Annotated in this window: 31 protein-coding genes; 17 read left to right on the top strand and 14 right to left on the bottom strand. The window is 71.1% G+C overall.

Annotated elements, in window-relative coordinates; translation table 11 throughout:
- The 3 genes from kdpB to kdpF form a co-directional block, all read right to left on the bottom strand.
- Nucleotides 1-1,623 (bottom strand): potassium-transporting ATPase subunit KdpB (kdpB, locus tag NFU81_RS37275; protein ID WP_422665386.1); only part of this gene is annotated, 1,623 nt, incomplete at its 3' end.
- On the bottom strand, nucleotides 1,623-3,287 hold the full coding sequence (gene kdpA, locus NFU81_RS37270) for a potassium-transporting ATPase subunit KdpA (protein ID WP_251500597.1): 1,665 nt from the start codon (nucleotides 3,285-3,287) through the stop codon (nucleotides 1,623-1,625). The genes kdpA and kdpB, both read right to left, overlap by 1 nt.
- Nucleotides 3,287-3,376 (bottom strand): K(+)-transporting ATPase subunit F, encoded by a 90-nt coding sequence (gene kdpF, locus NFU81_RS37265; protein ID WP_251500594.1) that lies wholly within the window; start codon nucleotides 3,374-3,376, stop codon nucleotides 3,287-3,289. Before kdpF ends, kdpA begins: the two co-directional genes overlap by 1 nt.
- 280 nt (nucleotides 3,377-3,656) lie before the next feature.
- Between kdpF and NFU81_RS37260 the strand changes: the two genes are divergently transcribed.
- From NFU81_RS37260 to NFU81_RS37245, 4 genes are all read left to right on the top strand, one after another.
- Nucleotides 3,657-3,962: a winged helix-turn-helix domain-containing protein gene (locus NFU81_RS37260; RefSeq protein WP_308208370.1), complete on the top strand. Its 306-nt coding sequence runs from the start codon at nucleotides 3,657-3,659 to the stop codon at nucleotides 3,960-3,962.
- A gap of 100 nt (nucleotides 3,963-4,062) precedes the next feature.
- The gene (locus NFU81_RS37255; RefSeq protein ID WP_251500591.1) at nucleotides 4,063-4,389 is read left to right on the top strand and encodes a PadR family transcriptional regulator; all 327 of its coding nucleotides are present in this window, start codon (nucleotides 4,063-4,065) and stop codon (nucleotides 4,387-4,389) included.
- Nucleotides 4,386-4,742 (top strand): DUF1048 domain-containing protein, encoded by a 357-nt coding sequence (locus NFU81_RS37250; protein ID WP_251500588.1) that lies wholly within the window; start codon nucleotides 4,386-4,388, stop codon nucleotides 4,740-4,742. The genes NFU81_RS37255 and NFU81_RS37250 overlap by 4 nt, the downstream gene beginning before the upstream one ends.
- Nucleotide 4,743: 1 nt before the next feature.
- Nucleotides 4,744-5,079 (top strand): DUF1048 domain-containing protein, encoded by a 336-nt coding sequence (locus tag NFU81_RS37245; protein WP_251500585.1) that lies wholly within the window; start codon nucleotides 4,744-4,746, stop codon nucleotides 5,077-5,079.
- On the opposite strand, the gene NFU81_RS37240 is transcribed toward NFU81_RS37245, so the two are convergent.
- Genes NFU81_RS37240 through NFU81_RS37230 form a run of 3 tightly spaced genes read right to left on the bottom strand, consistent with a single transcriptional unit; the run spans nucleotide 5,028 to nucleotide 6,376 of the window.
- Nucleotides 5,028-5,399 (bottom strand): hypothetical protein, encoded by a 372-nt coding sequence (locus NFU81_RS37240; RefSeq protein WP_251500582.1) that lies wholly within the window; start codon nucleotides 5,397-5,399, stop codon nucleotides 5,028-5,030. The genes NFU81_RS37245 and NFU81_RS37240 overlap by 52 nt on opposite strands.
- A 42-nt stretch (nucleotides 5,400-5,441) precedes the next feature.
- A complete protein-coding gene (locus tag NFU81_RS37235; RefSeq protein ID WP_251500579.1) occupies nucleotides 5,442-5,885 on the bottom strand; it encodes a MarR family transcriptional regulator in 444 nt (147 codons plus the stop codon).
- Complete coding sequence (locus tag NFU81_RS37230) at nucleotides 5,882-6,376, bottom strand: MarR family winged helix-turn-helix transcriptional regulator (RefSeq protein WP_251500576.1); 495 nt, start codon at nucleotides 6,374-6,376, stop codon at nucleotides 5,882-5,884. The genes NFU81_RS37235 and NFU81_RS37230 overlap by 4 nt, the downstream gene beginning before the upstream one ends.
- Nucleotides 6,377-6,837: 461 nt before the next feature.
- Here NFU81_RS37230 and NFU81_RS37225 point away from each other — a divergent pair, with 461 nt between their 5' ends.
- The 3 genes from NFU81_RS37225 (at nucleotide 6,838) to NFU81_RS37215 (ending at nucleotide 11,088) form a co-directional block, all read left to right on the top strand.
- On the top strand, nucleotides 6,838-8,259 hold the full coding sequence (locus NFU81_RS37225; RefSeq protein ID WP_251500573.1) for a glycosyltransferase: 1,422 nt from the start codon (nucleotides 6,838-6,840) through the stop codon (nucleotides 8,257-8,259).
- Nucleotides 8,260-8,449: 190 nt separating this feature from the next.
- Nucleotides 8,450-9,766 (top strand): DUF6056 family protein, encoded by a 1,317-nt coding sequence (locus NFU81_RS37220; RefSeq protein ID WP_251500570.1) that lies wholly within the window; start codon nucleotides 8,450-8,452, stop codon nucleotides 9,764-9,766.
- Nucleotides 9,767-9,933: 167 nt separating this feature from the next.
- Complete coding sequence (locus tag NFU81_RS37215; RefSeq protein ID WP_251500568.1) at nucleotides 9,934-11,088, top strand: site-2 protease family protein; 1,155 nt, start codon at nucleotides 9,934-9,936, stop codon at nucleotides 11,086-11,088.
- 257 nt (nucleotides 11,089-11,345) lie between these two features.
- Here NFU81_RS37215 and NFU81_RS37210 read toward each other — a convergent pair whose 3' ends face one another.
- Nucleotides 11,346-12,335 (bottom strand): hypothetical protein, encoded by a 990-nt coding sequence (locus tag NFU81_RS37210; RefSeq protein WP_251500565.1) that lies wholly within the window; start codon nucleotides 12,333-12,335, stop codon nucleotides 11,346-11,348.
- Nucleotides 12,336-12,479: 144 nt separating this feature from the next.
- On the opposite strand from NFU81_RS37210, the gene NFU81_RS37205 reads away from it, so the two are divergent.
- The 7 genes from NFU81_RS37205 (at nucleotide 12,480) to NFU81_RS37170 (ending at nucleotide 18,053) form a co-directional block, all read left to right on the top strand.
- Nucleotides 12,480-13,331: a maleylpyruvate isomerase family mycothiol-dependent enzyme gene (locus NFU81_RS37205; protein ID WP_251500563.1), complete on the top strand. Its 852-nt coding sequence runs from the start codon at nucleotides 12,480-12,482 to the stop codon at nucleotides 13,329-13,331.
- Nucleotides 13,332-13,420: 89 nt separating this feature from the next.
- On the top strand, nucleotides 13,421-13,867 hold the full coding sequence (locus NFU81_RS37200; RefSeq protein ID WP_251500560.1) for a nuclear transport factor 2 family protein: 447 nt from the start codon (nucleotides 13,421-13,423) through the stop codon (nucleotides 13,865-13,867).
- Between the two features lie 374 nt (nucleotides 13,868-14,241).
- The gene (locus tag NFU81_RS37190) at nucleotides 14,242-14,517 is read left to right on the top strand and encodes a hypothetical protein (RefSeq protein ID WP_251500558.1); all 276 of its coding nucleotides are present in this window, start codon (nucleotides 14,242-14,244) and stop codon (nucleotides 14,515-14,517) included.
- A 317-nt stretch (nucleotides 14,518-14,834) separates the two neighbouring features.
- Nucleotides 14,835-15,035 (top strand): hypothetical protein, encoded by a 201-nt coding sequence (locus tag NFU81_RS37185; RefSeq protein WP_251500556.1) that lies wholly within the window; start codon nucleotides 14,835-14,837, stop codon nucleotides 15,033-15,035.
- A 68-nt stretch (nucleotides 15,036-15,103) separates the two neighbouring features.
- Complete coding sequence (locus NFU81_RS37180; RefSeq protein ID WP_251500553.1) at nucleotides 15,104-15,478, top strand: hypothetical protein; 375 nt, start codon at nucleotides 15,104-15,106, stop codon at nucleotides 15,476-15,478.
- Nucleotides 15,479-15,518: 40 nt separating this feature from the next.
- Entirely contained in the window at nucleotides 15,519-16,085 is a 567-nt protein-coding gene (locus tag NFU81_RS37175; RefSeq protein ID WP_251500550.1) for a peroxiredoxin, read from the top strand.
- 150 nt (nucleotides 16,086-16,235) lie between these two features.
- Complete coding sequence (locus tag NFU81_RS37170) at nucleotides 16,236-18,053, top strand: FG-GAP repeat domain-containing protein (protein WP_251500548.1); 1,818 nt, start codon at nucleotides 16,236-16,238, stop codon at nucleotides 18,051-18,053.
- 33 nt (nucleotides 18,054-18,086) lie between these two features.
- Here the strand turns inward: NFU81_RS37170 and NFU81_RS37165 are convergent, their stop codons facing one another.
- A complete protein-coding gene (locus NFU81_RS37165) occupies nucleotides 18,087-18,533 on the bottom strand; it encodes an Lrp/AsnC family transcriptional regulator (RefSeq protein ID WP_251500545.1) in 447 nt (148 codons plus the stop codon).
- A 93-nt stretch (nucleotides 18,534-18,626) separates the two neighbouring features.
- Here NFU81_RS37165 and NFU81_RS37160 point away from each other — a divergent pair, with 93 nt between their 5' ends.
- The 3 genes from NFU81_RS37160 (at nucleotide 18,627) to NFU81_RS37150 (ending at nucleotide 20,427) form a co-directional block, all read left to right on the top strand.
- Nucleotides 18,627-19,439, top strand: a complete 813-nt coding sequence (locus NFU81_RS37160) for an LLM class flavin-dependent oxidoreductase (protein ID WP_251500542.1) — start codon at nucleotides 18,627-18,629, stop codon at nucleotides 19,437-19,439.
- Nucleotides 19,436-19,870, top strand: coding sequence for a nucleoside deaminase (locus NFU81_RS37155; protein WP_251500539.1), 435 nt, complete (start codon nucleotides 19,436-19,438; stop codon nucleotides 19,868-19,870). The genes NFU81_RS37160 and NFU81_RS37155 overlap by 4 nt, the downstream gene beginning before the upstream one ends.
- A 176-nt stretch (nucleotides 19,871-20,046) precedes the next feature.
- Nucleotides 20,047-20,427: a VOC family protein gene (locus NFU81_RS37150; RefSeq protein ID WP_251500536.1), complete on the top strand. Its 381-nt coding sequence runs from the start codon at nucleotides 20,047-20,049 to the stop codon at nucleotides 20,425-20,427.
- A 290-nt stretch (nucleotides 20,428-20,717) separates the two neighbouring features.
- Here NFU81_RS37150 and NFU81_RS37145 read toward each other — a convergent pair whose 3' ends face one another.
- The 6 genes from NFU81_RS37145 to tap all read right to left on the bottom strand — a co-directional run.
- Nucleotides 20,718-21,356, bottom strand: coding sequence for a hypothetical protein (locus tag NFU81_RS37145; protein ID WP_251500533.1), 639 nt, complete (start codon nucleotides 21,354-21,356; stop codon nucleotides 20,718-20,720).
- A 302-nt stretch (nucleotides 21,357-21,658) separates the two neighbouring features.
- Entirely contained in the window at nucleotides 21,659-21,979 is a 321-nt protein-coding gene (locus NFU81_RS37140) for a hypothetical protein (protein ID WP_251500531.1), read from the bottom strand.
- 66 nt (nucleotides 21,980-22,045) lie between these two features.
- Nucleotides 22,046-22,567: an AAA family ATPase gene (locus NFU81_RS37135; protein WP_251500528.1), complete on the bottom strand. Its 522-nt coding sequence runs from the start codon at nucleotides 22,565-22,567 to the stop codon at nucleotides 22,046-22,048.
- A gap of 736 nt (nucleotides 22,568-23,303) precedes the next feature.
- Complete coding sequence (locus NFU81_RS37130; RefSeq protein ID WP_251500600.1) at nucleotides 23,304-23,837, bottom strand: NUDIX hydrolase; 534 nt, start codon at nucleotides 23,835-23,837, stop codon at nucleotides 23,304-23,306.
- A gap of 199 nt (nucleotides 23,838-24,036) precedes the next feature.
- Nucleotides 24,037-24,594 carry a telomere-protecting terminal protein Tpg gene (gene tpg / locus NFU81_RS37125; RefSeq protein WP_251500525.1) on the bottom strand — a complete coding sequence of 186 codons (558 nt, stop codon included), beginning with the start codon at nucleotides 24,592-24,594 and terminating at the stop codon, nucleotides 24,037-24,039.
- 6 nt (nucleotides 24,595-24,600) lie between these two features.
- Nucleotides 24,601-26,564: telomere-associated protein Tap (tap, locus tag NFU81_RS37120; RefSeq protein WP_422665385.1), on the bottom strand; the 1,964-nt coding region annotated here is incomplete at its 5' end.

Below are 26,564 nucleotides of genomic sequence, written 5' to 3'. Positions count from 1 at the left end.
CTTGCCGCCGGCCTGCTCGCGCTTGATGAGGGCCATCTTGTCCTCGGGGGTGGCCTCGGCGAGGAAGTCGTCGACGCCTGCCTCCTCCGCGATGGCCTTGGCCGTCATGGGGTTGTCACCGGTGATCATCACCGTGCGGATGCCCATCCGGCGCAGCTCGTCGAACCGCTCCCGCATACCGGCCTTGACGACGTCCTTCAGGTTGATCACCCCGAGGACCGTCGCGGTCGCGGTGCCGTCGCGGTGCACGACCTCGCCCACCACCAGGGGCGTACCACCATGGGCCGCGATGGCGTCGACCATCGGGCCGACCTCGTCGGTCGGGTGGCCGCCGTTGTCCCTGATCCAGCGCATGACGGCGGTCGCCGCACCCTTGCGCAGGGACCGGTGGTCGCCGTCCTCGAGCAGGTCGACGCCGCTCATCCGGCTCTGCGCGGTGAAGGGCACGAACTGCGCGTGCGGCAGCTGGCCTTCGGCGCGGGCACGCAGCCCGTACTTCTCCTTGGCCAGCACCACGATGGAGCGGCCCTCGGGGGTCTCGTCCGACAGCGACGAGAGCTGGGCTGCGTCGGCGAGTTCGTCGAGGGTGACCTTGCCGACCGGCAGGAACTCGGCGGCCTGGCGGTTGCCGAGGGTGATGGTGCCGGTCTTGTCGAGCAGCAGGGTGTTGACGTCGCCCGCTGCCTCGACCGCGCGGCCGGACATGGCAAGGACGTTGCGCTGCACGAGGCGGTCCATGCCCGCGATGCCGATCGCGGACAGCAGCGCGCCGATCGTGGTCGGGATCAGCGCGACCACCAGAGCGACCAGGACGACGATGGACTGCTCGGCGCCCGCGAAGACCGCGAAAGGCTGCAGGGTGACGACGGCCAGCAGGAAGACGATGGTCAGCGAGGCGAGCAGGATGTTCAGCGCGATCTCGTTGGGCGTCTTCTGCCGGGAGGCGCCTTCGACCAGGGCGATCATCCGGTCGATGAACGTCTCGCCCGGCTTGGAGGTGATCTTGACGACGATCCGGTCGGACAGCACCCTCGTGCCGCCGGTGACCGCCGAGCGGTCACCGCCGGACTCGCGGATGACCGGCGCGGACTCGCCGGTGATCGCCGACTCGTCGACAGACGCCACGCCTTCGACGACATCGCCGTCACCGGGGATGATCTGCCCGGCCTCGACCACCACATGATCGCCCAGCTTCAGGCCTGCGGCGCCCACCTCCTCCTCCCGGACATCCTCGGCGCCGGGCCCCCACCCGTTCAGCCGGCGCGCGGACGTCTCCGTCTTCGTGCGTCGCAGCGTTTCCGCCTGCGCCTTGCCGCGCCCCTCGGCAACCGCCTCGGCGAGGTTGGCGAAGACCGTGGTCAGCCACAGCCACACGGTGATGACCCAGGCGAAGACGCTGGGGTCCTTGATCGCGAAGACCGTGGTCAGCACCGCGCCGGCCTCGACGACGAACATCACCGGATTCCTGGCCATGACCCGCGGGTCGAGCTTCTTCACCGCGTCCGGCAGGGAGGTGATCAGCTGCTTCGGGTCGAGCATGCCGCCCGACACCCGGTGCGCCTGCGCCTGCCCGTTCGGGCCGCCCCCGGGGGACGCCGGGGATCCGACGGTGGTCGGGGACATCAGTGCAGACCTTCCGCGAGCGGACCCAGCGCGAGGGCCGGGAAGTAGGTGAGGCCGACGACGATCACGATGACGCCGGTGAGCAGGCCGACGAACTGCGGCCGGTGGGTGGGCAGGGTGCCCGCGGTGACCGGGACCGGCTGCTGCCTGGCCAGGGAGCCGGCCAGCGCCAGGACGAAGATCATCGGGAGGAAGCGGCCGAACAGCATCGCCAGGCCCAGCGCGGTGTTCCACCAGTCAGAACCGACCGTCAGACCGGCGAAGGCCGAGCCGTTGTTGTTGGCCGCCGAGGTGAAGGCGTAGAGGACCTCGGAGAAGCCGTGCGCACCCGTGTTGAGCATGTTCGCCCGCTCGCCCTTGAGGGACATCGCAGTGCCGGTGCCGATCAGGACGACGGCGGGGGTGGCCAGGATGTAGAGGGAGGCGAACTTCATCTCGCGCGCGCCGAGCTTCTTGCCCAGGTACTCCGGGGTGCGGCCGACCATCAGGCCGGCGACGAACACCGCGATGACGGCGAGGATCAAGATGCCGTAGAGGCCCGAGCCGGTGCCGCCGGGGGCGACCTCGCCGAGCATCATGTTGAAGATCGTCATCCCGCCGCCGCCGGGCGAGAACGAGTCGTGGAAGGAGTTCACCGCGCCGGTCGAGGTCAGCGTCGTGGACGCGGCGAACAGCGCCGAGGCCCAGATCCCGAAGCGCTGCTCCTTGCCCTCCAGCATCCCGCCCGCCGCATGACCGGCACTGCTGCTGACGCTGTGCAGCTCGTTGACGGTGATCAGGGCGACCGAGGCGGCCCAGATCAGGCCCATCACGGCCAGGATCGCGTAGCCCTGCCGGTGGTCGCCGACCATCTTTCCGAAGGTCCGCGGCAGCGAGAAGGAGATCACCAGCAGCAGGTAGATCTCCAGGATGTTCGTGAACCCGTTGGGGTTCTCGAACGGGTGCGCCGAGTTCGCGTTGTAGAAGCCGCCGCCGTTGGTGCCCAGCTCCTTGATGGCCTCCTGCGAGGCGACCGGGCCGCCGGTCAGCGACTGCTTGTCACCGATCAGGGTGCTGATCTCGTGGATGCCGTGGAAGTTCTGGATCGCACCGGCGGCGACGAGCACGATCGCGAAGACGAACGCCAGCGGCACCAGCAGCCGCACCACGATCCGGGTCAGGTCCACCCAGAAGTTCCCCACCCGGTCGGTGCGCTTGCGCGTGAACCCGCGGATCAGCGCGGCAAGCACCGCGATGCCGACGGCCGCCGAGACGAAGTTCTGCACCGCCAGGCCGGCCATCTGGACCAGGTAGCCCATCGTCGACTCGCCCGAGTACGACTGCCAGTTGGTGTTCGTCACGAACGAAGCCGCCGTGTTGAACGCCGTACCTGGCGCCACCGCCTTCATACCGACGGCCAGCAGCAGGTGGTTCTGCAAACGGAGGAATCCGTACAGGAAGAGCACGGACATCGCCGAGAAGGCCAGGACGCTGCGCAGGTAGACCGGCCAGCGCTGGTCGGCGTTCCCGTCCACCCCGCCGAGCCGGTAGAGCAGGCGTTCCGCACGCAGGTGCCCGGACGTGGTCAGGACGTGGGCGATGTAGTCGCCCAGCGGCCGGTACGACAGCGCCAGCGCGACCACCAGCGCGAGGATCTGGAGCCAGCCCGCGAGAGTGCCGTTCACTAGAACCTCTCGGGGAAGATCAGGGCCAGCACGAGATAGACCAGCAGGCAGCAGGCCACGACGAGGCCGACGACGTTCTCCACGCTCACAGCCGTCCGACCCCCTTCGCGACGAGCGCGAGCACGGCGAAGACCGCGATCGTCACGGCAAGGAAGATGAGATCCGGCATACGCGGAACACCCCGGGGTCGTCGGGAGAAGTGCGTCGAGGCGGTACCGGACAAGTCGGCACGCGCTGTCAGCAAACCCTGCCTCAGCGCATCCGCTCAGCAGCGTTAGCGAAGTCCTGACGCCGCCGAACGGCCTATTGATGCCATCTTGACGCCGTACCGCGCCCGCACCACCGGCCGGGCTGCGGCCCCCGGAACAGGTGGACGTCGGTCGCTACACCGTCGACCTCGGCGCGTGCACCATCGCCCGTATCGACGGGACCGCCCCCGGTGCCGTCCATCTGACCCCCACCGAGTGGCGGCTGCTCACCCTCCTGCTGCGCAACCCGGAACGCCTGATCCCCAGCCGCGAACTCCTCGCCGAGGTCTGGGACACCGATCACGTCACACACACCAACTACCTGCGCGTCTTCATGGCAGGTCTGCGCCGCAAACTCGAACCCGACCCCTCGAACCCGCGCCATCTCATCACCGAGCCGGGTCTCCGCTACCGCTTCCAGCCCTGAACCCGGCGGACCGCCGGAACCGCCGGCATCCACCGCTACTCGGTGATACCGTATAGTGGTACTCGGTATCACGCAGTACCGAGCCTGGGGAGGACTCGCGGTGGACGACCTGACGGAGATGCTGAAGGGCACGCTCGAAGGGTGCGTGCTCGAAATCATCGGCAGCGAGGAGACCTACGGGTACGCCATCACCCGCCGGCTGAACGAACTCGGCTTCGCCGGCGTCGTCGAGGGGACGGTGTACACCATCCTGCTGCGGCTGGAGAGGAACGGCCTCGTCCAGGTGGCGAAACGACCGTCCGGGGTCGGCCCGCCGCGCAAGTTCTACGCGCTCAACGACGCAGGACGCGAGGAACTCGGGAAGTTCTGGGTGAAGTGGCAGTACGTCTCATCACGCATCGACAGGCTCAAGGAGGGCGGGAGATGAACTTCTGGCAGACCATCACAGGCACTGATCTCACCAGGGACTGGAAGGCGTTCGAGGTCCGGGCCGCGGCCCTGCCCGACGATCACCGGGCCGCATGGGAACAGATCAAGTACCACCTCTTCCCCCATGGGAACTTCACCGGCCGCAACCTGATGCCGATCCTCGACGCCGCCCTCGGGCTGCTCGAAGAAACAGCGGCGGACGGGCAGAGCGTGCACGAGGTGCTCGGCGACGACATCCGGGGCTTCTGCGCGGCACTCGCCGGCGAAGAAGGCACCAGGACCTATCGCGACCGCTGGCGCGAGCAGTTGAACAGGAACGTCGCCAGGAAACTGAGCCGGCTGGGAGGCTGACGTGGGCATCCAGGACATCATCGAAGGCAAGAAGCAGTGGCGGGCCCACATGGCCCGGGTCAAGGCGCTCCCGCCCGACTACCGGATCGTCTACAAGGAGATTCAGAGGTACCTGTTCAAGGTCGGACCGCTCGACCTGCTGGACGGGCACCTGCTCCCCGGGATCGTCGACTTCTTCGAGGAGGGCGCCGCCGCGGGCGAAGGAGTCCTGGCACTCATCGGCGAGGACGTCGCCGCGTTCAGCGACGGCCTGATCAAGGACTCGCGCACCTTCGCGGATGTCTATCAGGAGTCCCTCGGCAGAGAGCCCGGCACCGCTGCGGAGCAACGCCCGTAGGGAGGCGGCACCCGTGTCGCGCCCGGCCGATCCGCAAGGCGTCCGGCGATCGGGCTGACGACGGCGCCCGACAGCACATAGCTGCCGGCGGCGATGCCTGCTGACGCGTAGTGGCCGGTGGCCTGTGCGACCGACAGCAGCAGGGCCAAGGTCGTCACCCCTGTGCCCAGACGGGCGATCACGCCGGCCACCAGCAGCACCGGCGCTCCCGGTATCCGCCACACCGCCACGTAGTGCCGCAAGAGCCCCCCTATCGAATCCGGCAGGTCAGGCACGTCGAGCGTCGACCACGACTCGCCGGCTGATCCCTGTCTCGGCATGCAGTGATTCTTTCGCGTCACCGCCGCCGCACGTGAGGGCTTTCAGGTGGTGAGCGCCGCAAGCTCCGCGTTGGCGCGCTCTGTGACCAGGGCAAGGACGCGGCCGGCGGCGGCCAGGTCCTCAGGGGGTATCCCGCCCCAGATGCGGGCGCTGATGGGGGCGGTCTCCGCCCCGACGGCGGCGAGCAGGTCGCGCCCTGCGTCCGTGGGGCGTAGGTGCGCGCCGTCCGCGACGAGCAGTTGCCGGGCCAGCAGCTCGTCGAGAGCGACGCGGATGCCGGCCGGATCGGCCTTGAGGGAGCCGCGGACCTCGGTGACGAGCTCATCCGGCGTCTGCGGGGTGTCGGCGGTGACGGCGGCGCGCAGGGCGACCTGCTGCTGGAACGTGATGCCGTACCGGGCCAGGACGTACTCAAGGACGCCGCGGGCCGCGTAGTGGGTCAGGGCGAGGGTGCGGGCATTGGCGGCGGGTGCGGTGGTGGTCATGGTGTTCTCCCCTGGGTGCTCTCGTTGTTCCGTAGGGATGGCGCGAGAGGTGCGTCGAGCAGGGTCGTCAGCTCGTCGCTGAACGCGTTCGTCCGCGGCGCGTCGAGGCCGCCGAGCGGCTCCAGCAACTGCTGGAGCAGTTCCTGGACCACTGTGATGGCCTGCCGGGTGACGGCCTGGCCCTGCTCGGTGAGAGCGAGCTGTACGGCGCGCGGGTCGCGGGGATCGCGGGTGCGCTCGATCAGGCCGGCCGACTCCAGGGCGCGCGCCAGCTTCGAGACATACAGCGCCTCCAGCCCGGTGTGGTCGGCGAGTCGGCGCTGGCTGGGCCGCTCGCCGGTGCGCTGCAGACCGTACAGCGACGCGACCAGGACGTACTGCGCATGGGTGAGTCCCAGCGGTGCCATCGCGCGATCGACCGCGACGCGCCACTTGTTGGCGAGCCGCCACACCAGGAATCCGGGCGTGGGGCCGGGTGATCCCTTGCTCATGCGAATAGCGTACAAGGCTATTATGTCTATGGCTACTATTTTCGGGCGGACGTGACGCGCTCTGCAGCACCCTCCAGGGTCAGCAGAAGCCCTCGAAGATCATGCCGGACTCGACTCCCCGACTTTCACGAAGCGCAGCGCCCGCCACGCGTCCTCCGCGCTGAGCGGGTGCGCACGTCGTCCGCCTGGGCCGCCTCGGGGCCGCGGTCGGGCGACTCGTAGGGGCCGAAGTGAGGGTGAGGTCCCGCGACGGCCCGGCGTGCGGCGACACCCTGCCCATTAGCCCGTCTGACCAGGCCAAAAGGGTTGTCCACTGGCGCGTAATCGTGTGATTGCGCGCCTCCGCCGACGAATGCGGGTCGAATGCCCCTGTGCGCGTCCTCTGCCCCTGTCAGGGACGACCACCCCACCAGTGACCGGCGGCCGCCACCGCCCCGGCGTGCTCGGTCAGGAGACCTGCTTTGGCGACTCCTCAGCTTTCCGTGGTCGTACCGTGCTTCAACGAGGCTGCCGTCATCGAGAGGTTCCACACGGCTGTCGGGGAGGTTCTCGGACGGGCGGGCCTCGACTACGAGATCTGCTACGTGGACGACGGCAGCACCGACCGCACGCGGGAGATCATCGACGGCCTCAGTGCCGGTGCCCGGCGCGTCAGGTACACGGTGCTCAGCAGGAACTTCGGCAAGGAAGCCGCGATGCTCGCCGGCCTGCGCATGTCCCGGGGGCAGGCGGTGGTCCTCATGGACGCGGACCTCCAGCACCCTCCGGAACTCATCCCCCGGATGGTGGAACTCCACACACGCGGGTACGACCAGGTGATTCCCCGGCGGACCCGTGAGGGAGAAGGCCTGGCGCGCACGCTGCTGAGTCGCAGCTACTACGCCCTGGTGCGCCATCTCATGGACGTGGAGGTACTCGACGGTGCCGGGGACTTCCGGCTGCTGTCACGTCAGGCGGTGGACACCGTGCTGTCGCTGCCGGAGACCAACCGGTTCTCCAAGGGCATCTTCTCCTGGATCGGCTTCACGACGGCCACCTTCACCTACCAGAACGCCCAGCGGGTCGCCGGCGGCTCGAAGTGGGGAAGCCGTCGTCTGCTCAACTACGGCATCGACGGACTGCTGTCCTTCAACAACCGCCCCCTGCGGCTGGCCATCTACGCGGGCTTCTGGTGCTTTCTCGCCGCACTCGTCTACGCGGCGTGGACGGCATTCGGGGTGGCCCTCCACGGGGCCGCGGTGCCCGGATACGCAACGCTTCTGATGACGGTGGTGGGGTTGGGCGGCATCCAGCTGATCACCCTGGGGATCATCGGTGAATACGTCGGCCGCATCTACCACGAGGTCAAACGCCGCCCTTCCTTCGTGATCCGGGAAACGGACGAGCAGCCCGCGCCGAGACCCCATGCCCCACCACGCGCGCCGGTGCTTCGCACGGCACGCCGCACCCCAAGGCAGTTCGCCACCTTCGTGGCGATCGGCGTCGTCAACACCGCCGTATACCTCGCCATCTACGCCGCCCTGAACCCGTGGATCCCCTATCTCGCCGCGCATGTCATCGGATACGCGGTCAGTACCGTCGGCTCCTTCTTGCTCAATTCCTACCTCACCTGCCGGACCCGTCCGACCTGGCGCGCGTTTCTCCGCTTTCCGCTGTCCAGCGGCTTCAGCCTGGTGGCCTCCGGCGCGCTTCTCTATGTCGCCGTCAGTCGACTCGAAATGGACAAGAACCTTGCCGCACTTGCCGCCGGGATCCTGGTCACCCCGATCTCCTTCCTGCTCGCCCGGTGGGCCATCGACTCCGGCCGCCGGCCGGCCGGCACCGCTGCCGTGGCGTCGAACAGCCCTGCCGAGGCGAACCAGGACGACCCCACCCCCGGGTAGCGCCGCTCGCTCGGACGGCGAGACGTACCCGACCCCGGAGCGGCCCGCGCAGGAGACCGACACGGAGACCGGCGAGCGCCGCAAAGCGGCGAGCCCGGCCCGCGCCTCACTGCGCACCCTGCCCGATACGGCTCTGCTGCCCCTCCTTCCGCTGGCCCTCTTCGCCGCGGCCGCGTGGTACGCCCGGTGGGTGCGCCCCAGCGGTGACGAGTGGTGCTTCCTGCCTTACGTACGCGACCACGGATTCCTGGGCCTGGTGGACCGGTTCTACTCCGCGGACAACGGACGGATCGCCAACGGCGTGCTCGTGGCCGCCTACGCATCGTTCGGCGTTGCAGGCCAGCAGTGGTACGCGGGCATCAGTGCGGTCGTGATGCTGCTCCTGCTGTGGGCGTGGGCGGTGGCGCTGCTGCGGCACAGCGGGTGGCGGGTGCCCCGGGGCGTCCCGCTGTTCTCAGCGGCCACGGTCCTGGCCGTCTTCTGCTTCGCCTCGACCAATACGTACAAGACCTTCTTCTGGCCGGCGTCGTCGGTCTCCCACACCTTCCCGCCCGTGCTCGCGGCCGCCGCCACGATCCCGGCCCTGCTGGCGACCTCCCGGCGGGGAAAGGCCGTCGCGATCGTGACGGCGTGCGCCGCCGGGGCCGTCATGGGCACGCTGTCGGAGGAGACCTCCGTGGTCGCCCTGACCCTCCTGGCCCTGGCCCTGCTGCTGGGACGCCGCCTCTTCGCCGCCGGACGGCTCGCCTTCGTCCGCGTGTGGTGTGCCGCCGCGGGAGCGGGCATCCTCGTCGGTACGGTCGTGCTCCTCACCTCGGCCGGTTCCCGGAACCGGCGCAAGCTGCAGCACGCGAACGCCATGTTCTCGCGCGACGCGCTCCAGGCTTCACTGCGGGGTTACGCGCACGTCCTCCACACCCTGCTGACGAACTGGCAGTACCTCGGCGCGATCGCCGTGGGCGTACTGATCGGCGTACTCGTCCGCCGCGCGGACGGCCGTATTCCGCGGCCCGACCGCAGGGCACCCCTGCTCCTGGGTGCCGGCACAGCGGCTCTGCTGGTCTCCGGGTACGCCTGTACGGTGATCGCCTATCCGGCGTTCGGCCCCACCGTCGCCACCGCCAACAGGCTGTGGAACGACTACCTGTTCCTGCTGCTCCTCCTGCTCGTCGGCGCGGGCGGCCTCCTCGGGAACCTGACGGTACGGCGCTACCGGCGTGGCGTGAAGCCGGTGGCCGCAGGCGCCGTACTCCTCGTCATGTGCGTCACCGCGGTCCTGGCCGTGTCGCTGCGCGACCTGGACTCGGACATGCGGGCGCGCGCGAGGGCCTGGGACAACCAGGACCGCCTGCTGCGGGCACAGGCCGCGGCGGGGGCGACAGTGCTGCCCTACCGACCCCTCGTCGTCAGCAAGATGTCCGAGCCGTTCAGCGGCGGCAACGGACCGTGGCCTGCCTCCTGCGTCGCCGAGTACTACCGGGTGAAGAGGGTGACGGACGCTACGTAACCCCGGGGTGGCGGCACCGCCTGAGCAGCCGCTGCGGTCTGCCCCGCGGCCGGCGGAGGAACCCGTCGCCCGCAGGCGTCCGGCCGGGCGGCCGCGGGAGCAGACTGGAAGAGGAAGGCGTTCCGCAAGGTGGCGGGCCGCCTGCCGGAACGGGCGTGGGAGGTGCGATGAACGGATCCCTGCCGCTGGGCCGGATCGCCGACGTACCCATACGGGTCCACTGGACCGCTCCCCTGCTGATCGTCGTGCTGAGCTTCGGCCTCGCCGGCGGGGTCCTCCCCACCTGGGCACCCGGTCACAGCAGGGCGGCCTACGACGCGCTGGCCGTGGTCGGCGCGCTGCTGCTGACGGTGAGCCTGGTCGCCCACGAGGCGGCGCACGCCCTCGCCGCCCGCCGGGCCGGCGTCGAGGTCAAGGACGTGACGGTCTTCGCGCTCGGCGGGGTCACCCGGATGGGATCGGCGACCACCGCCCGCAGCGCGGGCTGGATCGCCGCGGTCGGCCCGCTCACCAGCCTCTTGCTGGGCGGTCTCGGCCTGGGCGCCGCGGTGGTGGCCGGCGACGTCCTGCACTGGACGCTGCCGGCCGCGCTGCTGGCCTGGACCGGCTGGGCCAACGTGCTGCTCGCCGGCTTCAACCTGATCCCGGCCGCACCCCTGGACGGTGGCCGGGTGCTCCAGGCGGTGATCTGGCGGGTGCGCGGCGACCGTGAGAGGGCGGCCCGGATCGCCGCCCGCTGCGGACAGGTGGCCGGCGTGCTGATGATCGTCGGCGGCTGGTTCGAGTTCATCGCGGGCGGCGCGGGCGGGGTGTGGCTCGCCCTGATCGGGCTGTTCGTGCTGATGGCCGCGTTCGCCGAGGTGCGGCGGTCGGTGCTCTACGAGGCGGTGCGCGGGATGCGGGCCGCCGACGCGATGCGGCCGGTGGCCACCGGCCAGGACTGGCAGACCGTGGGCCGCTTCATCGCCGAGACGATGCCGAGGGCCGCCGGCCAGGTCGTCGTCCCGGTGACGGACCTGGACGGCCGGCCCAGCGGGGTGGTCACTGTGCCCTCGCTGCGGGCGGTGCCTCTCGCGCGCAGGGAGGAGGTCCGGGTCCGCGATGTCGCCGCGCCCCTGGAGAGCTGCACGCTGGCGGAGCCCGACGAGCAGGTCACCGACATCCTCGACCACGCCGTGACGACCGCGGGCCGCCCCATCCTGGTCATGGCGGACCGGCAGATCGTCGGGATGATCACCGGCGAGGACATCCTCGCCCTCACCCAGCGCCCGCGACCGACCGGCCGGCCGCCCACCCCCGACAGCGCCGGGCACGGCCGGTGACCGGCAGCGGCACCGCGGCCCGTTGCCCGGGCGCGGGCGGGCGGTCCGGTGCGATCCTGCGCGTACCTGCCGGCGGCGAAGACTCCTGGTTCGCTGGTTTCGAAGGGGAGCGGACCCCGCCCCACGCGGACGACGGCCACCGCCGGTAGTCGGCCTTCTGCCGGGAGCCTTCGCCCCAAAGACCGCGGCGGCGCCCACCGCGCGGGAGGTCGTCAAGCAGCTGGCCCGCTGGCGCCGTCCCGAACCGGCGCGGCGGGTCACGGCAGCGTGATCACGGCGATGCCCTCCGCCTGTACGACGGCCAGCCGGCTGCCGTCGGGGTGGAGCGCGGCGACCGGGGTGGGGTTGTTCTTGTTGCCATAGCAGAGGGACTTGGCGGTGACGGCGACGTCCGGCCACTGCGCCAGGACGCGGCCGGTCACGACGTCGAGCAGCCGCGGGTGGCCGTGCAGCGTGACGACCTGGTCGCCGCGCGGCAACAGCAGCACGCCCGGTTCGGCGTCGGGGACGGCGCTGCGGTGCAGCCAGCGGCGTTCGGACACCGACCAGACGCCGAGGTGGCGCGTCGCAAGCGCGTCGGGTTCCTCCTCCGGCTCGTACCACTCTTCCGACCCGGTGGCGAGCACCAGCCGATCGGCGTCGAGCCAGCATCCGGCCGCGACCTCCCCGCCCATGACCATGGAACCCGGCAGCACCCCCTCACCGTCGAGGGTGGCCGGGTCGGAGAGTGCCAGGGCGGTGTCGAAGACCTGGGCTGTCCCGAAGGGCTGCCAGGCCCACCCGATCGAGAGGAGGTGCCGGCCGTCCGGGCTCAGGCTCAGCCGGGAGTGGAAGACGTCCACCGGTTCGCGCTCGCCCGCGGTCAGCCGTTCGCCGCTGCCCGCGTCCTCGATCTGCAGCAGGTTGTACTCCTCCGGGCAATGGACGACGACTTCGCGGCCGTCGCCCAACCGGCCCAGGGCCAGGGGGTAGTCGAAAGACGTCGCGTGGGAGAAGCTGCGGTTCAGCTCCCGCACCACCCGCTTGCCCTCCAGCACCGCCCCCTTGGTACCGCGTTCCTGGTACACCGCGATATACGCCCCCGAGGCCGAGGCCCTCACCGCGTCGAAGGGGAAGCTCCAGTAGAACTCGGCTTCCCGCTGCGTCCCATCGGGCTCCCAACGCCGACCGCCCCCGGTCCAGGAGACCAGGTCATCGCCCTGCCACAGCAGCGAGTTCGGGACGTACTTCAGTGGGATGAACTGCACGCCCATCGTCCCCCTGTCATGACATGCCGGCGCCGCCGGCCGTTGACCCTCGTCCCCCTGTCGATCACGACGCTATCGCGCGACCCTGACATGGTCGCGGGAATTGCCTGGCCGGCCCCGGCCCAGGGCTGCCAGGCTTCGCGCATGGGTCCCCCGCTCATCAGAGAATCCGACGCCTCCTGGCTCGGCACGCCGATCGACACCCGCGCGCTGTTCGCACCGGAGTTGGCCTCGCTCCTGGATCTCCTGCGCACGCTGCGGCCCGCCGAATGGGAGGAGGTGGCGGTCCCGGGCTGGACGGTGCACGATCTCGCCGCCCACGTCCTCGGTGACTACCAGGGCCGCCTCGGCTGGACCACGCCCGGATACCGGCCCGCCTTCGAGCCCGGCGAGCGGCTGGAAGCCTTCATCCACCGTGTCAACCAGGAATGGGTGGACCTCCACACCGATACGGAACCGGCGTCACTCATCGAGGCGCTGCGACGCGCCGGGACCCAGGCGGCCCGGCAGTTCGAGAGCGCCGAACTGGACGCCGTGGGGCTGGGAGTGTCCTGGGCGGGGGCCGTGCCCGCGCCCGCGTGGCTCGACATCGCCCGGGAGTTCACCGAGTACTGGACCCATCGGCAGCAGATCCGCTATGCCACAGGCCGGGACACGGACACCGGGACGCACCCCCTGGCCACGGTCCTGGACACCTTCATGCGCGCTCTGCCCCATACGTTGCGGGACACGTCGGCGACGGCGGGGACGCAGGTCCGGGTCGTCGTCGAGGGGCCGGCCGGCGGCGCCTGGACCGTCACCGCCCTCGCCGACCGCTGGTCACTCGCCGAAGCGGCCACTGGCAGACCGGCCGCGTCGGTCCGGCTGGACGCGGAGACCGCCTGGCGGCTGTGCTCGCGCGGCATCGAGCCCGGCGCGGCCCTCGCGCGCACGCACCTCCGGGGAGACCGGCAGCTTGCCCAGGCGGTCCTGCACATCGTGTCCATCGTCCGCTGAGGCCGCTGCGCGGACTTCGGCCCGCAAGGCCGCCCGGGTCAGGCGATAATGATCACCAGCCACCCGTGCGTATGACCCGAGGAGGTCCTATGAGTCCCAGTCCGCGTGAAGTGTTCCTCCGGCTCGTCCACGGGGTCGCCAGCGGGGACGTCGACGATCTGCCTGACCTGTACGGCGAGGTCACGGACGTCCGGCATCCGATGGCGACGCCGGAGTCCGAGCCGTTGACGAGCCGCCGCACGCTCAAGGAGCACTTCACGGTGCCCCCGGAGGCTCGGGAGTCCCTGCCGAAGAGGCGGGTCGTCGATGTCGTCGTCCACGAGACAGCCGACCCCGAAGTGATCGTCGCCGAGTTCGCCTACGAGTTCACGTTGCCCGACGACTCCAGCAGCAAGGTGCCCTGCGTCTTCGTCATGCGTGTCCGTGACGGCCGGATCATCGAGTCACGCGACTACATCGACCCGATCCGCACGTACACCGCACGCGGAGGGCTCGACCTCCTCATGGCGGCGTTGCAGCAGGACGCCGCTTCCTAGGAGGCCCGCTCCCGGCGGCACGGCGCCGAAGCCCCGGCCCGGAGCGGCTCGCCGCGGCGGCCCGGGTGCAGGCCGAACACCCCGTGCCCATCACGGCGGGCGGCGCCCTGGTCCCCGCGCCGGGGCTGCCCGCCGGGCGCGGACCGCTGGCCGCACTGGCGGTCGCGTGGAGCGAGCTGGTCACGACCGGAGAGGCGGCCCGGCTCAAGCGCCGCGCGGAACGCACCTGCGGCTGGGTGTTCCGGTCGCCGGCCGGCGTCGCGGTCGACTTGGCACCCGAAGCCGCAGCGTGCGGGAAACCGCGCAGGTCCACGGCACGTCCTTCAGGCCATCCACCCGCTCCGGCGGGCTGCCCGAGCCGAGATGAGGACGAAATGAAGCGACGCCCGACGAGGTTCCTGACCGCAGTCGTGTCGATCGTCATCGCCGTGTCCGCCCTGTCGGGATGCTCCAGCGACGCGAGAGGCACGGGCGACTCGCCCGTCGCCGAACACCGCGGCGACGACAGCCCGGCGAACGTCACCAATTTCCCTGACCACTTCGCGAACATAGCCACCAAGTGCGTCGCGGGCGCTCCGGGCTTCCGTGCCTTCGTCACCACCCGTGAGGCCGCACCGGTCATCCTCGCCGACCCGACCTGCAAGGGGTGACGCCGATCCGGCCGCGCACCCGCAGCGCCACTGCGTCAGTCGCCCAGGACCAGCCGGAAGTCGTAGCCGGCCTCGGCCAGCGCGGCCACGACGCGCAGGTTCTCGGCGAGCCGGTTCCGCTGAGGTTCGTTCAAGCCCAGGTCGTGGTGGCCTCCCCGCCTGGGCCGGCTCGGCAGCGGACAGGCCCCGGTCAAAGGGCTGTCAGCAGCAGGTACCCAGGGAGGATCAGCTCAGGCCAAACCTGCACGCTCAGTAGCTGACGGAGTATCATGAACGGTCTTGGGCCGCTCGACGGCCCGTCAGGCAGGGGGGATCTCATGGTTCTGGTTCTTGTGGCAGCAGCAGTACTCCTCGCCGGGGTGATCGCCGGCACCGTGGTCGTGGCCCGTCGCAGCTCCACCCCGGGTGACCTGCGCGCCGAGGCCGCGCACAGCGCCGTCCGGCAGTACGAGCGCGCCTTCTACGACGCGCGCACCGTGCACAATTCCGCGGCGATGGGTGACGGTTTCCACCGCTGACGCGACGCGTGCCGGCCCCCACGCCCACCCTGACCTGGGGGCCGCGGCCGTTGGTGAAGAATGGCGCCATGCCTTCACAATGGTCGATCCGTTCCCGCAATTCCGTGCTGTCCATCTGCTCGTCGGAGTCGGTGCTGTCCATCGGCTCCACGGGGTCCGCCCTGTCGATCGGCTCCTGCGCGTCCTTCGCCTCGGTCGGTTCCTTCGCGTCGTCCATGTCCGCGCTGTCGGCCGGCTCGTTCCAGTCGTTCGCCTCGACGCTGTCCGGGCAGTCGAACCGTTCCGTGCTCTCCTGGCAGGCCAACGGAGGCGTACGCGCCCGCAGGGCGAACGGCCCGACGCGCGCCTCCACGACGGTCACCACCGCGGTCGTCGCCACCGCCGTCGCCGCGACCGCCTGGTGGTGGGCAGGCCGGCACGGCAGCCGGTCCGCCGGGATCTGAGGCCCGTATCCTCACAGCGGCCGATGGAGGAGAGGACCTGATGACCGACCACACGAGGTTGCCCGCCGGCCTGCCCGTCCCCGAGGACGACGGCGCGGCCGCTCATCTGCCCGGCGCGAAGGTGCCGGGCGTGGAACTCCAGGGCACAGGCGGCACGGCCGTCCGCCTCGACGCGCTCGGCGCGGGCCGCACGGTGCTCTACGTCTACCCGCTCACCGGCCGCCCGGGCGCCGACCAGCCCGACGGGTGGGACGCGATCCCCGGTGCGCGCGGCTGCACCCCCGAGGCCTGCGGCTTCCGCGATCACCACCGGGATCTGCTCGCCGCCGGCGCGGACGGCGTGTTCGGCCTCTCCGGCCAGCAGACCGACTACCAGCGCGAGGTCGTCGAGCGGCTCCACCTGCCCTTCCAGATGCTCTCCGACCCCGCACGGACCCTGGAACGGGAACTCGGCCTGCCCACGTTCGAGGCCGGCGGGCTGACGCTCTACAAGCGGCTGACCATGGTCATCCGCGACGGCGTGGTCGAGCGCGTCTTCTATCCGGTCTTCCCCCCGGGCGAGCACGCAGGCCAGGTCCTGGCCTGGCTCCGGGACAACCCTCTGTAGCCGAGAACCACCGGTCCGTTCAACTCGGCTTCACCTGACGGTAGTTCGTACGTCGTTGTGGGTTCGCGTACAACCGAATCGCCCGGTCGGCGGTCGGACTGGTGGGGGGCGGGTGCCGTACCAGCCCGTTACGCGCAGGGGGAACGTTCCATGCTCTCGTTTCACAGCGGCCGGCTCCGTCTCGGCGCCGCCATCGCCACCGTTCTCGCCGTCACGCTCGGTGCGGGCGCGCTGACCGCGGCACCGGTGGGTGCCGCGGGGGTCTCCGCGGCAGGGGTCTCCGCGGCGGGGCCGAGCGGCCTGCTCCCGATGGTGCCCGGCGCCCGGCTGGCAGCCGCGGGCGCCGACGGCTTCCTGACGTACGTGTCGCACGCCGGCGAGGACGGGAAGCTGCGGTGGACCCCCTACGGGGGCGGGGCGGGGCGTGACACGGTCTTCGACACGATGAACGGCATCGCCAGGACGTCCGGGGACAACGTCGTCACCACGAGCGACACGCACGGGACCCAGTCGCTGGACATGTCGACCGGCGCATCCTTCGCCATGGGCACGGTCGACGACGGACCCGACAGCCTCTACGGCGGCCTCGCCGGCAAGGCCGTCTTCATCCGCGGGGGCCGGAATCTGTGGATGCAGACCGAGGACGCCGCGCCCCGGGTCGTCCAGGGCATCAAGGACGCCGACTTCACCGGCTGGGTGCACCCGGGCGACGCCACGCACGGTCTGGTCGACGTGGACGCGGTCGAGGTGCCGCGCATCGGCCTGGTCGACCTGTCCGACGCCACCGTCAGCTACCCCTATCCGCAGCAGGCGCGCAACCCCGTGGTCTGCGGCAACCGCCTGGCCTGGGTCGAGGACGACACCGCGGCGAACACGCTCCGCATCGTCGTCCGCGACCGCACCACTGGCGCCGACACAGCCATCCCGGTGCCGGGGAGCACGGCAGGTGCGAGCCTGCCGATCGGCCTGCTCGGCGACTGGGTGACCTACGGGACGACGGCCGTGCACCTCACGGACGGCGAGAAGGTCGCCCTCCTCGACCGCACCGACGCCGCCTCCACCGTCCCTGACGGCTCCGCGCAGATCCTCCAGGGCAGCAGCTCCACGCAGGGCGAGGGCATCTTCCGCGTCACGCTCGGCAGCGACGACCGGCCCGCCGTGCAGCTCCTCGCGCACGCCGGAACCACCACCTCGGCCCTGCACGACTTCGACAACGACGGGCTCGCCGACCTGCTGGGCCGGGACGCCTCGGGCGGGTTGTGGCGGGACAGCGCGGACGACGGACGCGCCCGGGCGCGGATCGGCGGCGGCTGGCAGATCTACGACACGATCGAGTCCGTCGGCGACGTCGTGGGCCAGGACAGCCCGGACTTCACTCCCGAACTCGTCGCCCGCGACAGGGACGGCGTCCTGTGGCTCTACTCGGGCCGGGAGGACGGCGGCCTCACCGCGCGCGTCCGCGTCGGCGGCGGCTGGCAGGTGTACACCCACCTCGCCGGCGGCAGTGACCTCACCGGCGACGGACGTCCCGACCTCACCGCCGTCGACGCGGCCGGCCGTCTCTGGCTCTACCGCAGCACCGGCGATCCGGCCCGCCCCTTCCAGACCCGCAAGCAGATCGGCACCGGCTGGACCATCTACAACCTGGTCACCGCCGTCGGGAACCTCGCCGGCGCCCCCGCGGGGGACCTCGTCGCCCGCGACAAGGACGGCGTCCTGTGGCTCTACCTCAGCAAGGGCGACGGCACCTTCACGCAGCGCACCAGGATCAGCGGCGGCTGGCTGAGCTACTCGGAGATCATCGGCGCCGGCGACGTCGACCACGACGGCAAGGCCGACCTTCTGGCCTACTACCCCGGAACGAGGTCGGTCTATCTGTACGCCGGCACCGGCGACCGCCTCGCCCCCGTCAAGAACCGCGTGGTCTCGGACGCGCAGACGGGAAACGCGTACAACCACGTGAGCTGAACCGCGGCCGGTCCGGGCGCGGCAGACGCCGCGTCAGGGCCGGGCGGGGCCGCGGTGCGGGAGGGTCTGGCGGTAGACGACGCCGGTGGTCGTGCTGCCGAAGCCGGCCAGTTCGTCGACGAGCGCCTCCAGATGCTCCATGGAGGTCGCGGCCACCTTCAGGGTGTAGCAGTCCTCGCCGGTGGTCCGCAGGCACTCCAGGATCTCGTGGCGTTCCTCGAGCAGCCGGCGCAGCGGCTGGTGGCGGTTGCCCGGGTACTTCAGGCGGACCACGGCCAGCAGGGGGTAGCCGATCTTGGTGAGGTCGACCGCCGCGTGGTAGCCGGTGATGACGCCCGTCGTCTCCAGCCGCCGCACGCGCTCCGCGGCGGCCGAGGCGCTGAGGCTGACCCGCCGCGCCAGTTCGCTGACGGAGATGCGCGCCTCGCGTTGGAACTGCTCGATGATCGCCCAGTCGACGTCGTCAAGATTCACGGTCATATGGCAATGCTACCGGGAGATCAGCGGTGAAATCCGGTCGCTGCCGGGAGATATGGCTTCACCGAGCCGTGACCGCCGCTATAGCATCCGATCATGGAACTTGGCGTCAATGTGCCGAACTTCGGGCCGGGAACCGATCCCGGCGTGCTGCGCGAATGGGCGCGGACGGTGGAGGGGCTCGGCTTCGGCCTCCTGATGGTGTCGGACCACGTGGCGGTCACCCCGGACGTGGCCGAGAAGTACCCGGAGCCCTTCTACGAGCCGTTCACCACGCTGTCGTGGCTGGCCGGGGTGACGACGGGGATCCGGCTGGGCACCACCGTGCTCGTACTCCCCTACCGGCATCCGCTGCTGGTGGCGCGCATGGCCGACAGCCTCGACCGGCTCAGCGGCGGCCGGCTCGTACTCGGGGTGGGCGTCGGCTGGGCACGGCAGGAGTTCGAGGCGCTCGGCGTCCCGTTCACCGCGCGCGGCAGGCTGACCGACGAACACCTGGCCGCGCTGCGGGAGGCCTGGCGGGCGCGGGACGGCGGCCGGCAGATTCCCGTATGGGTCGGCGGCAACAGCGACGCGGCGATCCGGCGCGCCATCAGATACGGCGACGCCTGGCACCCGTTGCGCAGCACCCTCCCGTGGCTGCGCTCGGCCCTGGCGCAGCACACGCCGCCCGCGTTCGCGCCCCGCATCACCCTGCGGCTGACCACCGCACCCGTCGACGACCCGGAGCGGCTTGCGGGCACCGGCACTCTTGAACAAGTCGTCGACGACCTGGACCAGTTGCGCCGGCTCGGCGCAGGCACCGTCCTGCTCGACCCCTATCACGGCGACCCGGAGGACACCCGCAGGCCCGAGGCGGCCTGGCAAGCGCTCACCGCGGTGGCCGCACACTGGAAGGCAGCGTCATGACCACCTCCGCCGACGAGGAACTCCTGCGGCGCGCCGTCGCCATCGCCGCGCACGCCGTCGCCCTGGGCGACGCCCCCTACGGGTCGCTGCTCGCCGGTCCCGACGGCGCGATCCTGGCCGAGGCGCACAACACGGTGCGCCGCGACGACGACATCAGCGCCCACCCGGAGCTGAAGCTCGCCCGCTGGGCGGCCCGCGAACTCGACCCCGCCACGGCCGCGCGCACCACCATGTACACCAGCTGCCAGCCGTGCGGCATGTGCACCGGCGCCATCGCCCGCTCCGGCCTCGGCCGGGTCGTGTACGCCCTGTCCACGGATCAGCTCATCGCCCTCAACCCGGAGTCCGGGGCCTGGCCCGCGGTGCCGCAGGACGGCCCCGCCCTCCTGAACGAGGCACGTAGGCCGATCGAGGCCTACTACCGGCGGTAGGCGCGAACGGCGGTGGCCGACGGCTTGCGCCCGGCCGCCGCTCGGGTCGGCGCCGAAACCGCTTCGCCCCTGCCCGCCTCGTCCGGTACGGTCGCGGGATCGTCTTCGCGGCCGGGAGTCCACGGGTTCACCTGTGGCTTTCCCCGGCGGCTCCCAGGCTGAGAGCAGGTTTAGTTATGGCATGTCGCATCGGTGAGCTCGTGCTCGGTTGCCGCGACCCCGAGGTGCTGGCGCGGTTCTGGTGCGAGGTCCTCGACTTCGTCGTGCTCGACCGCGAGGACGACGGCTCGATGGAGATCGGGCCGCGCGAAGGGTTCGGCGGCCCGCAGCCGACGATCTTCCTCAGCCGCAGGGACGAGCCGGAGAAGGGCAAGTCCCGGCTGCACATCGACGTCAACGCCACCGACCGCGATCAGGACGCCGAGCTCGAACGCCTTCTGAAGCTCGGCGCGCGCCCGGCCGACATCGGCCAGACCGGCGAGGAGTCGTGGCACGTTCTGGCGGACCCCGAGGGCAACGAGTTCTGCCTGCTCAGGTCCCGCATCGACCCGCTCTGACGCTCATCCCTTCCCCTGGCCCAGGAGGTGCGGCCGGCCCTTGCCCCTCCGCCGCCGGCGGGCGATGCCGGGCCGGTGCCAGGGCAGGGGAAGCGGAAGCGGCGGCAGGAGGCCGAGAGGCGGCGGCTCGCCCCGCGCACCGCGCCGGACAGGGGGCGGTGGGAAGCGATCTGTGAGACTCAGGACGAGGCGGAGCTGCGCGCGCACCTGCGCAGCCTTCGGGAGGCCGGAGTCGACGGGTCGCTGATGCGGATCGACACGCTGTGCGGCCGCCTGGTGCATCCGACCACCTACAGCAGACTGCCGAGTTGCCGGTCGTCGAGGGCGTGCATGGTCGCGGCGATGGCTTTGAAGTCCGGGTCGGTCCAATCGTCGTAGGTCGTCAGGATCAGCATGACTCCGTCACGGCGCTCCGCGTAACCCGTCCAGGGGTCGCCCTGGTGCGGGTAGGAAACGAGTTGCCATGCCCCTGTGCCGACAGGCGTACATGAGGCCGATGCGAAATCGGTGGCACCGTAGGTGCTGGGGTCCGGCTGGTAGCCGCCGGTGTCCGCGACCAGATAGGGCACTGCCGCGCAGGGGTTGGTTCCTGCCGGTTCCACCAGCGCGATGGCACCCATGTCGGAGTCGTCGCCGGGAAATTTCAGCACGGTACGGAATCCGTGTGCGTCTCCCTCGACCCTGCTCACTCTGGTTCCCGGCCAGTTGACCGTCCGCATGAGGGCGCGGTCGACATCGTCGTGGGAGCGCCGCCAGTCGGCGGCTGAGGCGCTGGGGTCCCCGCCGGCGCAGGCGTTCAGGACAAGCGCAGCGAGACCGGTGGCGGTCAGCGCCGCGAACCGCGAACCGCGCGTCGCGAACGGGGTGGTCTTCTTGCGCATGTCGGCGGCTCTCCGGTCGGCCTGGTCGTCGAGTCCTCTCATGGTCACCCGCACGCCGTGCAGGTGCATGAGTACAGGTACTCAAAGGCGGCGGGAGTCCGGGCGGTGGGACTGACGTCCCGCCGCCCGGGCTCCCGGGTGACCTCGGGCGCGGACTCCGAGGGTGACGTCTCCCGCCCTCGTACCGGAGAATCGACTGCGGTTCACGGGCCTTGCGTTCGTCCTCGGGCAGTTGCGCCGGGTTGGAGGACGGCCGGGCGTACGGGAGGGGATCCGCGGGTGGATGTCGCGGGCCGGCAGCAGGCCCGGTGGGACAACGCCCGGACCAGGACGCTCGCGAGCGCGCGAGGTCAGCCGTTCTCCCGGCCCGGGAGGGCAGCGCCCTTGAGGAAGGCGAGATAGGTCCTGGCGGCTTCCGGCTCGATCTCGGGGTCGGCGGGGCCGTAGCGGGTGTCGGTGCGGTCCCGCTTCGGCCCTGAGACCCAGAACTCCTCGTCGGTCTGGACGTCGTAGAAGTTCGCGTCGAACATCCCCCCGGCCCGGCGCAGTGTCCTGCCGTGGAAGTACGCAGTGCTCCAGGTCCTCGAGAAGTCCACCCACCCGATCCACGAGGGTCCGCGGTCGGTGTTGTGGCCGGTCTTCAACTGCACGAACATCAGACGTCGGGGCATACGCCCAGGGTCCGGCATTGACCTCATGCGCGACCAGCGATTTTACGGCCCGTGGCCAGCGGGGCCTCAGGTCTTGAGCGCGTCGGCGATCTGCTGGGCGGCCTCGGCCGGGGTGATGTGGGTGGTGTCGATGACCTCGGCCTCGGCGTGCAGCCAGGTGCGGGCCGCCTCGGCGTAGGGCTCGAGGTATTCGAGGCGGAACGTGGAGGGGCCGAGGACGCTGTCCCGCTCGATGCGTCCGCGCAGGGTGTCCTGGTCGGCGTGGAGGACGAAGTGCCGTACCGGGATGGCATGGTGGGCGAGGCCGCTGCTGATCTCGCGCCAGTACTGCTCGACCAGGACGGTCATCGGCATCACCAGGGTGCCGCCGGTGTAGTCCAGTACGTGGCGGGCGGTCTCGACCACGAGCGGCCGCCAGGGCGGCCAGTGCTGGAAGTTGTCGAGCCAGGGCAGCCCCGGCTTGATGTCCATGAGCGTCTCGCCGACCTTCTCGGCGTCGAGCACCCGGGAATCGGGGATCAGCTGCTGCACGAGGGAGCTGGTCGTCGTCTTGCCTGCGCCGTGGGTGCCGTTGAGCCATACGATCATGGGACCCACGCTAGCGCTGCGCCGCCCGCTGAGTCGAAGCTCAGGAGTTGTCACCAGCGAGACCGGCTGAGCTGGTGAATGGGGGCTGTCGAAGCAGCCTGGTTGTCACCAACGAGGCATCCGATTTGTCACAGGCGCTCATTCAGTAGTCTTTCTGTCACCAGAAACGAAGATCGGGAGCCTGAGGTTCTCCGCGGCGCTTCGATGAGCTCATGGCCGCTACACGCGCTGGGTCGGGAAGGCTAGTCGAAGCCGCTGACACCGAGTCCGTCTGGTCGCATCAGTGCAGCGGGGAAGACCTTTTCGTGCCGACGGACGTCGACGCAGGCAGATCCGGTCTGGATCTGGGCGACGGCTGGACGAGACGGTGGGCGGTCTCTTTGGCGGGCAGGCGGGGACGATGCGTCCGCCCAGTTCCTCGGGATCAACCCCCAGGGCAAGAGGAACGGCTACGCACAGCTGCTGAACCGCCATCTCCGCACCAGCGGCACGGCCCGCGACTTCGAGCAGGCCCTCGACGGCATCACCGCCGAACTCCTCGCCGGCCCTGTCATCGACTACCAGCACCGACGCGAAGCCCTCGCCACCTGGACCCTGGAACCCGAGAACTGGCAGCACATCCTCGCTCAGCTCCCGGTCCTCACAAGCCATCGCAAACCCATCAGCGACGACCGCAGGCGCCTGGCCGTCAGCGCCTACGTCTGGACCCGCGCCACCGAAGGCAGCCCGACTAAGGTCAGGACCGCGCGGTCCGGAACGCCAAATACCGACTGAAGGCTTCGTGGCTGTCGGGGGTGAAGCGCCACTCCAGCAGGGCCGACCGCAGCTCCGGCTCGGTCAGCCAGCCATGCCAGGCGACCTCATCGGGATCGGGGACCACGGCGTCCGGCACCACGGCTTCGTGCACGCCAAGCCAGTGAGGGCTCAAGCCGCTGCGGTTGATGAACGTGAACAGCAGGCGCGGCAGCGCACGAATGCCCAGCTCTTCGGCCAGCTCCCTCGCGGCGGCCTGTTCATAGGACTCACCGACATTTGCGGCGCCGCCGACCTCGACCTCATAGAGCCCGGGGAAGCGCGATACCTGCTCCGACCGTCGGTGGACGAGGATCCGTCCACGCTCATCACGACACACCGTCACGGCGACTCGGTGCAGCCAACTCTCCTGGACGGCCTGCCGGCGGCTGACCACCATCCCCAGCACACGATCTTGATCGTCGACACGCTCCACCAGTTCATCCACGACGCACACCCTGGCAGAGCCCACTGACATTGACGCTTCTCCGAGCTCGCAGAGGCTGACCCAGGAGAACCAGAACTGGAGGCCGGACACGGATGACCACAGTTGTCGACCTGTCGCGCTCAGACTCAACCGCCCACGACACCGTCGGTGACAACCAGCCTGCCTATGTGACAACCATCGTGCTTCGGCTCAGCTGCGCCGCCCGCCGGCGCAGCGGGAAGAGCCCGGCTCAGAAGTCCAGTTCGACGTAGTCGATGTCGGTGAACTCCACCTCCAGGCCCTGGGCGCGGCGGCCGCGGTCCTTGAAGTAGATCTCCTGGAGGCCCTCGGCGGCGATGCGCTGGAGTTGCTGCTCGGTCGCGCCTGCCGCCTGAGCGTCGAACAGGCGGGCCGCGAAGGGCGGGGGCAGGTGCTGGGTGAGGCGGCGCAGGCGGCCGTCGTCCGTGCTGCCGGGGGCGGCGGTGAAGCCGAAGCGTGCCCGCGTCTCGATCACCAGGCCGGTGGAGGTGGCCGCACGCCTCTTCGCGCGCTGCTGGACGCGGGGCTGCCAGTCGCGGCGGACCTCGCGTTCCAGGCGGGCCGCGAGCTCGGCGCGGGGGCGGCGCAGGGTGCCCTTGAGGTAGCGCTCCACCGTGCGCTGAGTCACGCCGAGACGTGCCGCCACCGCGCGGGTCGAGCCCTTCTCCACCTTGAGCAGGAACCGCATCCGCGCGCCCGCGGACTTCGGGATCGGGCGGGTCGCGGTGTTCTCGGCCGCGCGCCTCAGTGCGTCTTCGATCTCACCCACGGCCGGCTACTCCCCCTCGTCCCCGGCGCCGTCGCCCTTGATGTGGCGGGCCGGGTTGTACTGCTGCTCCATCAGCTCCACCGCCCAGAACAGCGGTTGCGTTCCCTCGTGCTTGACCATGCCGGGCGACACGCCCAGGCGGAAGGTGCCCGGCGCCGGTTTCCCGTCGCTTCCGTACGGCAGGACGTCCAGCGGCGACGGCCCCGCCGCGGGGTAGACGGCGCAGTCCGACAGCAGCGCGATCGGCAGCAGCGCGTCGTGGCCGAACACCACGGAGCCGGCCGGTGCCGGGCCGGTCTGGGTGGCCAGTGCGGTCTTCAGCAGCTTGCGGTGCATGTTCACCCGGGCCGCGGCGATCACGGCCGCCCGGATGTCGGGGCGCCAGGTGGGGCGTTCCAGCGCCGGCCACCGCTCGCCGGGGCGGTACCCGGTCCCCTGCGGGCGCTCGCGGAGCTTGCCGATGCCGCCCTTCACCGTCGACTTGACCGCCGACAGCACCGCGGCCATTCCCGGGTCGGACTGCTTGTGGGTGTCCATGGCGGCGAGGAAGTCCCGCGGGGACAGCTCGGCGGTCACCCCGAGGTCGGCCATCGTCTGCTTGTACGCCTCCGCCAGGTGCTTGTACCAGGGGTCCAGGTACGGGCCGGCCTCGCGGCGTACGAAGGCCTCGATCGGGCGGAGCTCCACCGGCAGCCGGTAGGCGTCGATCAGCTCGGCCGCGTAGGCCACCGTCGGGGTGGCGTACCAGGCGGGACCCTCGGGGCGGCGGCCGTGCGGGGTGAACGGCGAGGGCAGCCGCGGGTCCAGCTCGATGCCGGACAGGTCGACCAGCCACGAGCCCGGGACGGTTTTGTCGAACCGCGGCGCCCGTACGTGCTCAGGACCTGACAGGCCGACGACCAGGCGGTTCGCGGCCGCGAGGAAGGCGGTGTTGACGTCGACGCCGACCGCGAACGGCTTCGCGCACTCGGCGTCGGTGAGCAAGTCGGTCTCGCGGAGCCAGTCGTAGGCCTCCTCGTCGAGGACCTCCGCCGCGGTCCGCTCGTGGCTGCGCGGGAACAGCGCGGCCACGACGGGGTGTTCGTCGGGCGCCTCGGGCGGCGCCGGGTCGAACGCCTGCGTGAGCGAGCCGGGGACCGGACCCGACGCCCAGCTGCCGGTCGCGTCGTCCCTCACCGCCCGGGTCGGCGGGCGCAGCGCCGTCATCAGCTCCAGGCCCGCAACCGCGGTGGAGCCACGCGGCGTCAGCACCCGGGCCGCGTAGGCGGTCAGCACGCGGGCCAGTTCCGCAGGCGGCAGTTCGCCCGCACTCCCCCACGCGCGGGAGTCCAGGGCGCCCCATGGCAGGACGGCCAGCTGCACGCACTGCCGGTCGCCGCCCTTGGCCGGGCGGTAGACCCGCGCCCACGGGCCGAAGCCTCGCCGGGTGAGCTGCCATTCGGCCTTGCCGATCTGCCGGACGACCTTGTGGTCCTCCGGCAGGCGCATGCCGCGCCGGTCCTCCAACCGCTCCGGCAGGCCCAGCCGTACGGCGGCGGCGGCCGTGACGACGACCAGCGGGTCGGAGTCCTTGCCCGAGCGGTGCAGCCGGCCGCCGCCGAGCCGTGCTTCGGCCAGCGTCCACTCCACCAGGTCCGGGACGCTGCGGGCCGGGCATTCCAGCACCAGGCCGCCCGAGCAGTACAGCGACCCGTCGCCGTCGAGCACGCCGAGCGGGCCGTGCGCGAACCGCGGGTCGGCTCCGGCCGGGGCGGGCGCGGGCTTGCGGGCTTCGGCGCGGCGCGGCGTCTGCGGCCGCGTGCCCGCCTTGCCCGCCACCGGCGCAGGCGGCGCCGGTGGTGCCACCACGGGCTCGGGGGCCGGTGAGGGGGCCGAGGCGAGGGCAGGGGCGGGGGCCGGTTCCGGGGCGGGGGCCGGGGCGGGGGGCGGTGAGGGGGCCGCGGCGGGGGGCCGGTCCGGGGGGGGGGGGG

Origin of the sequence: Actinacidiphila cocklensis (genome assembly GCF_907177275.1) — a bacterium.
GTDB lineage: Bacteria > Actinomycetota > Actinomycetes > Streptomycetales > Streptomycetaceae > Actinacidiphila > Actinacidiphila cocklensis.
This window is presented reverse-complemented; position numbering and strand designations above follow the sequence as displayed.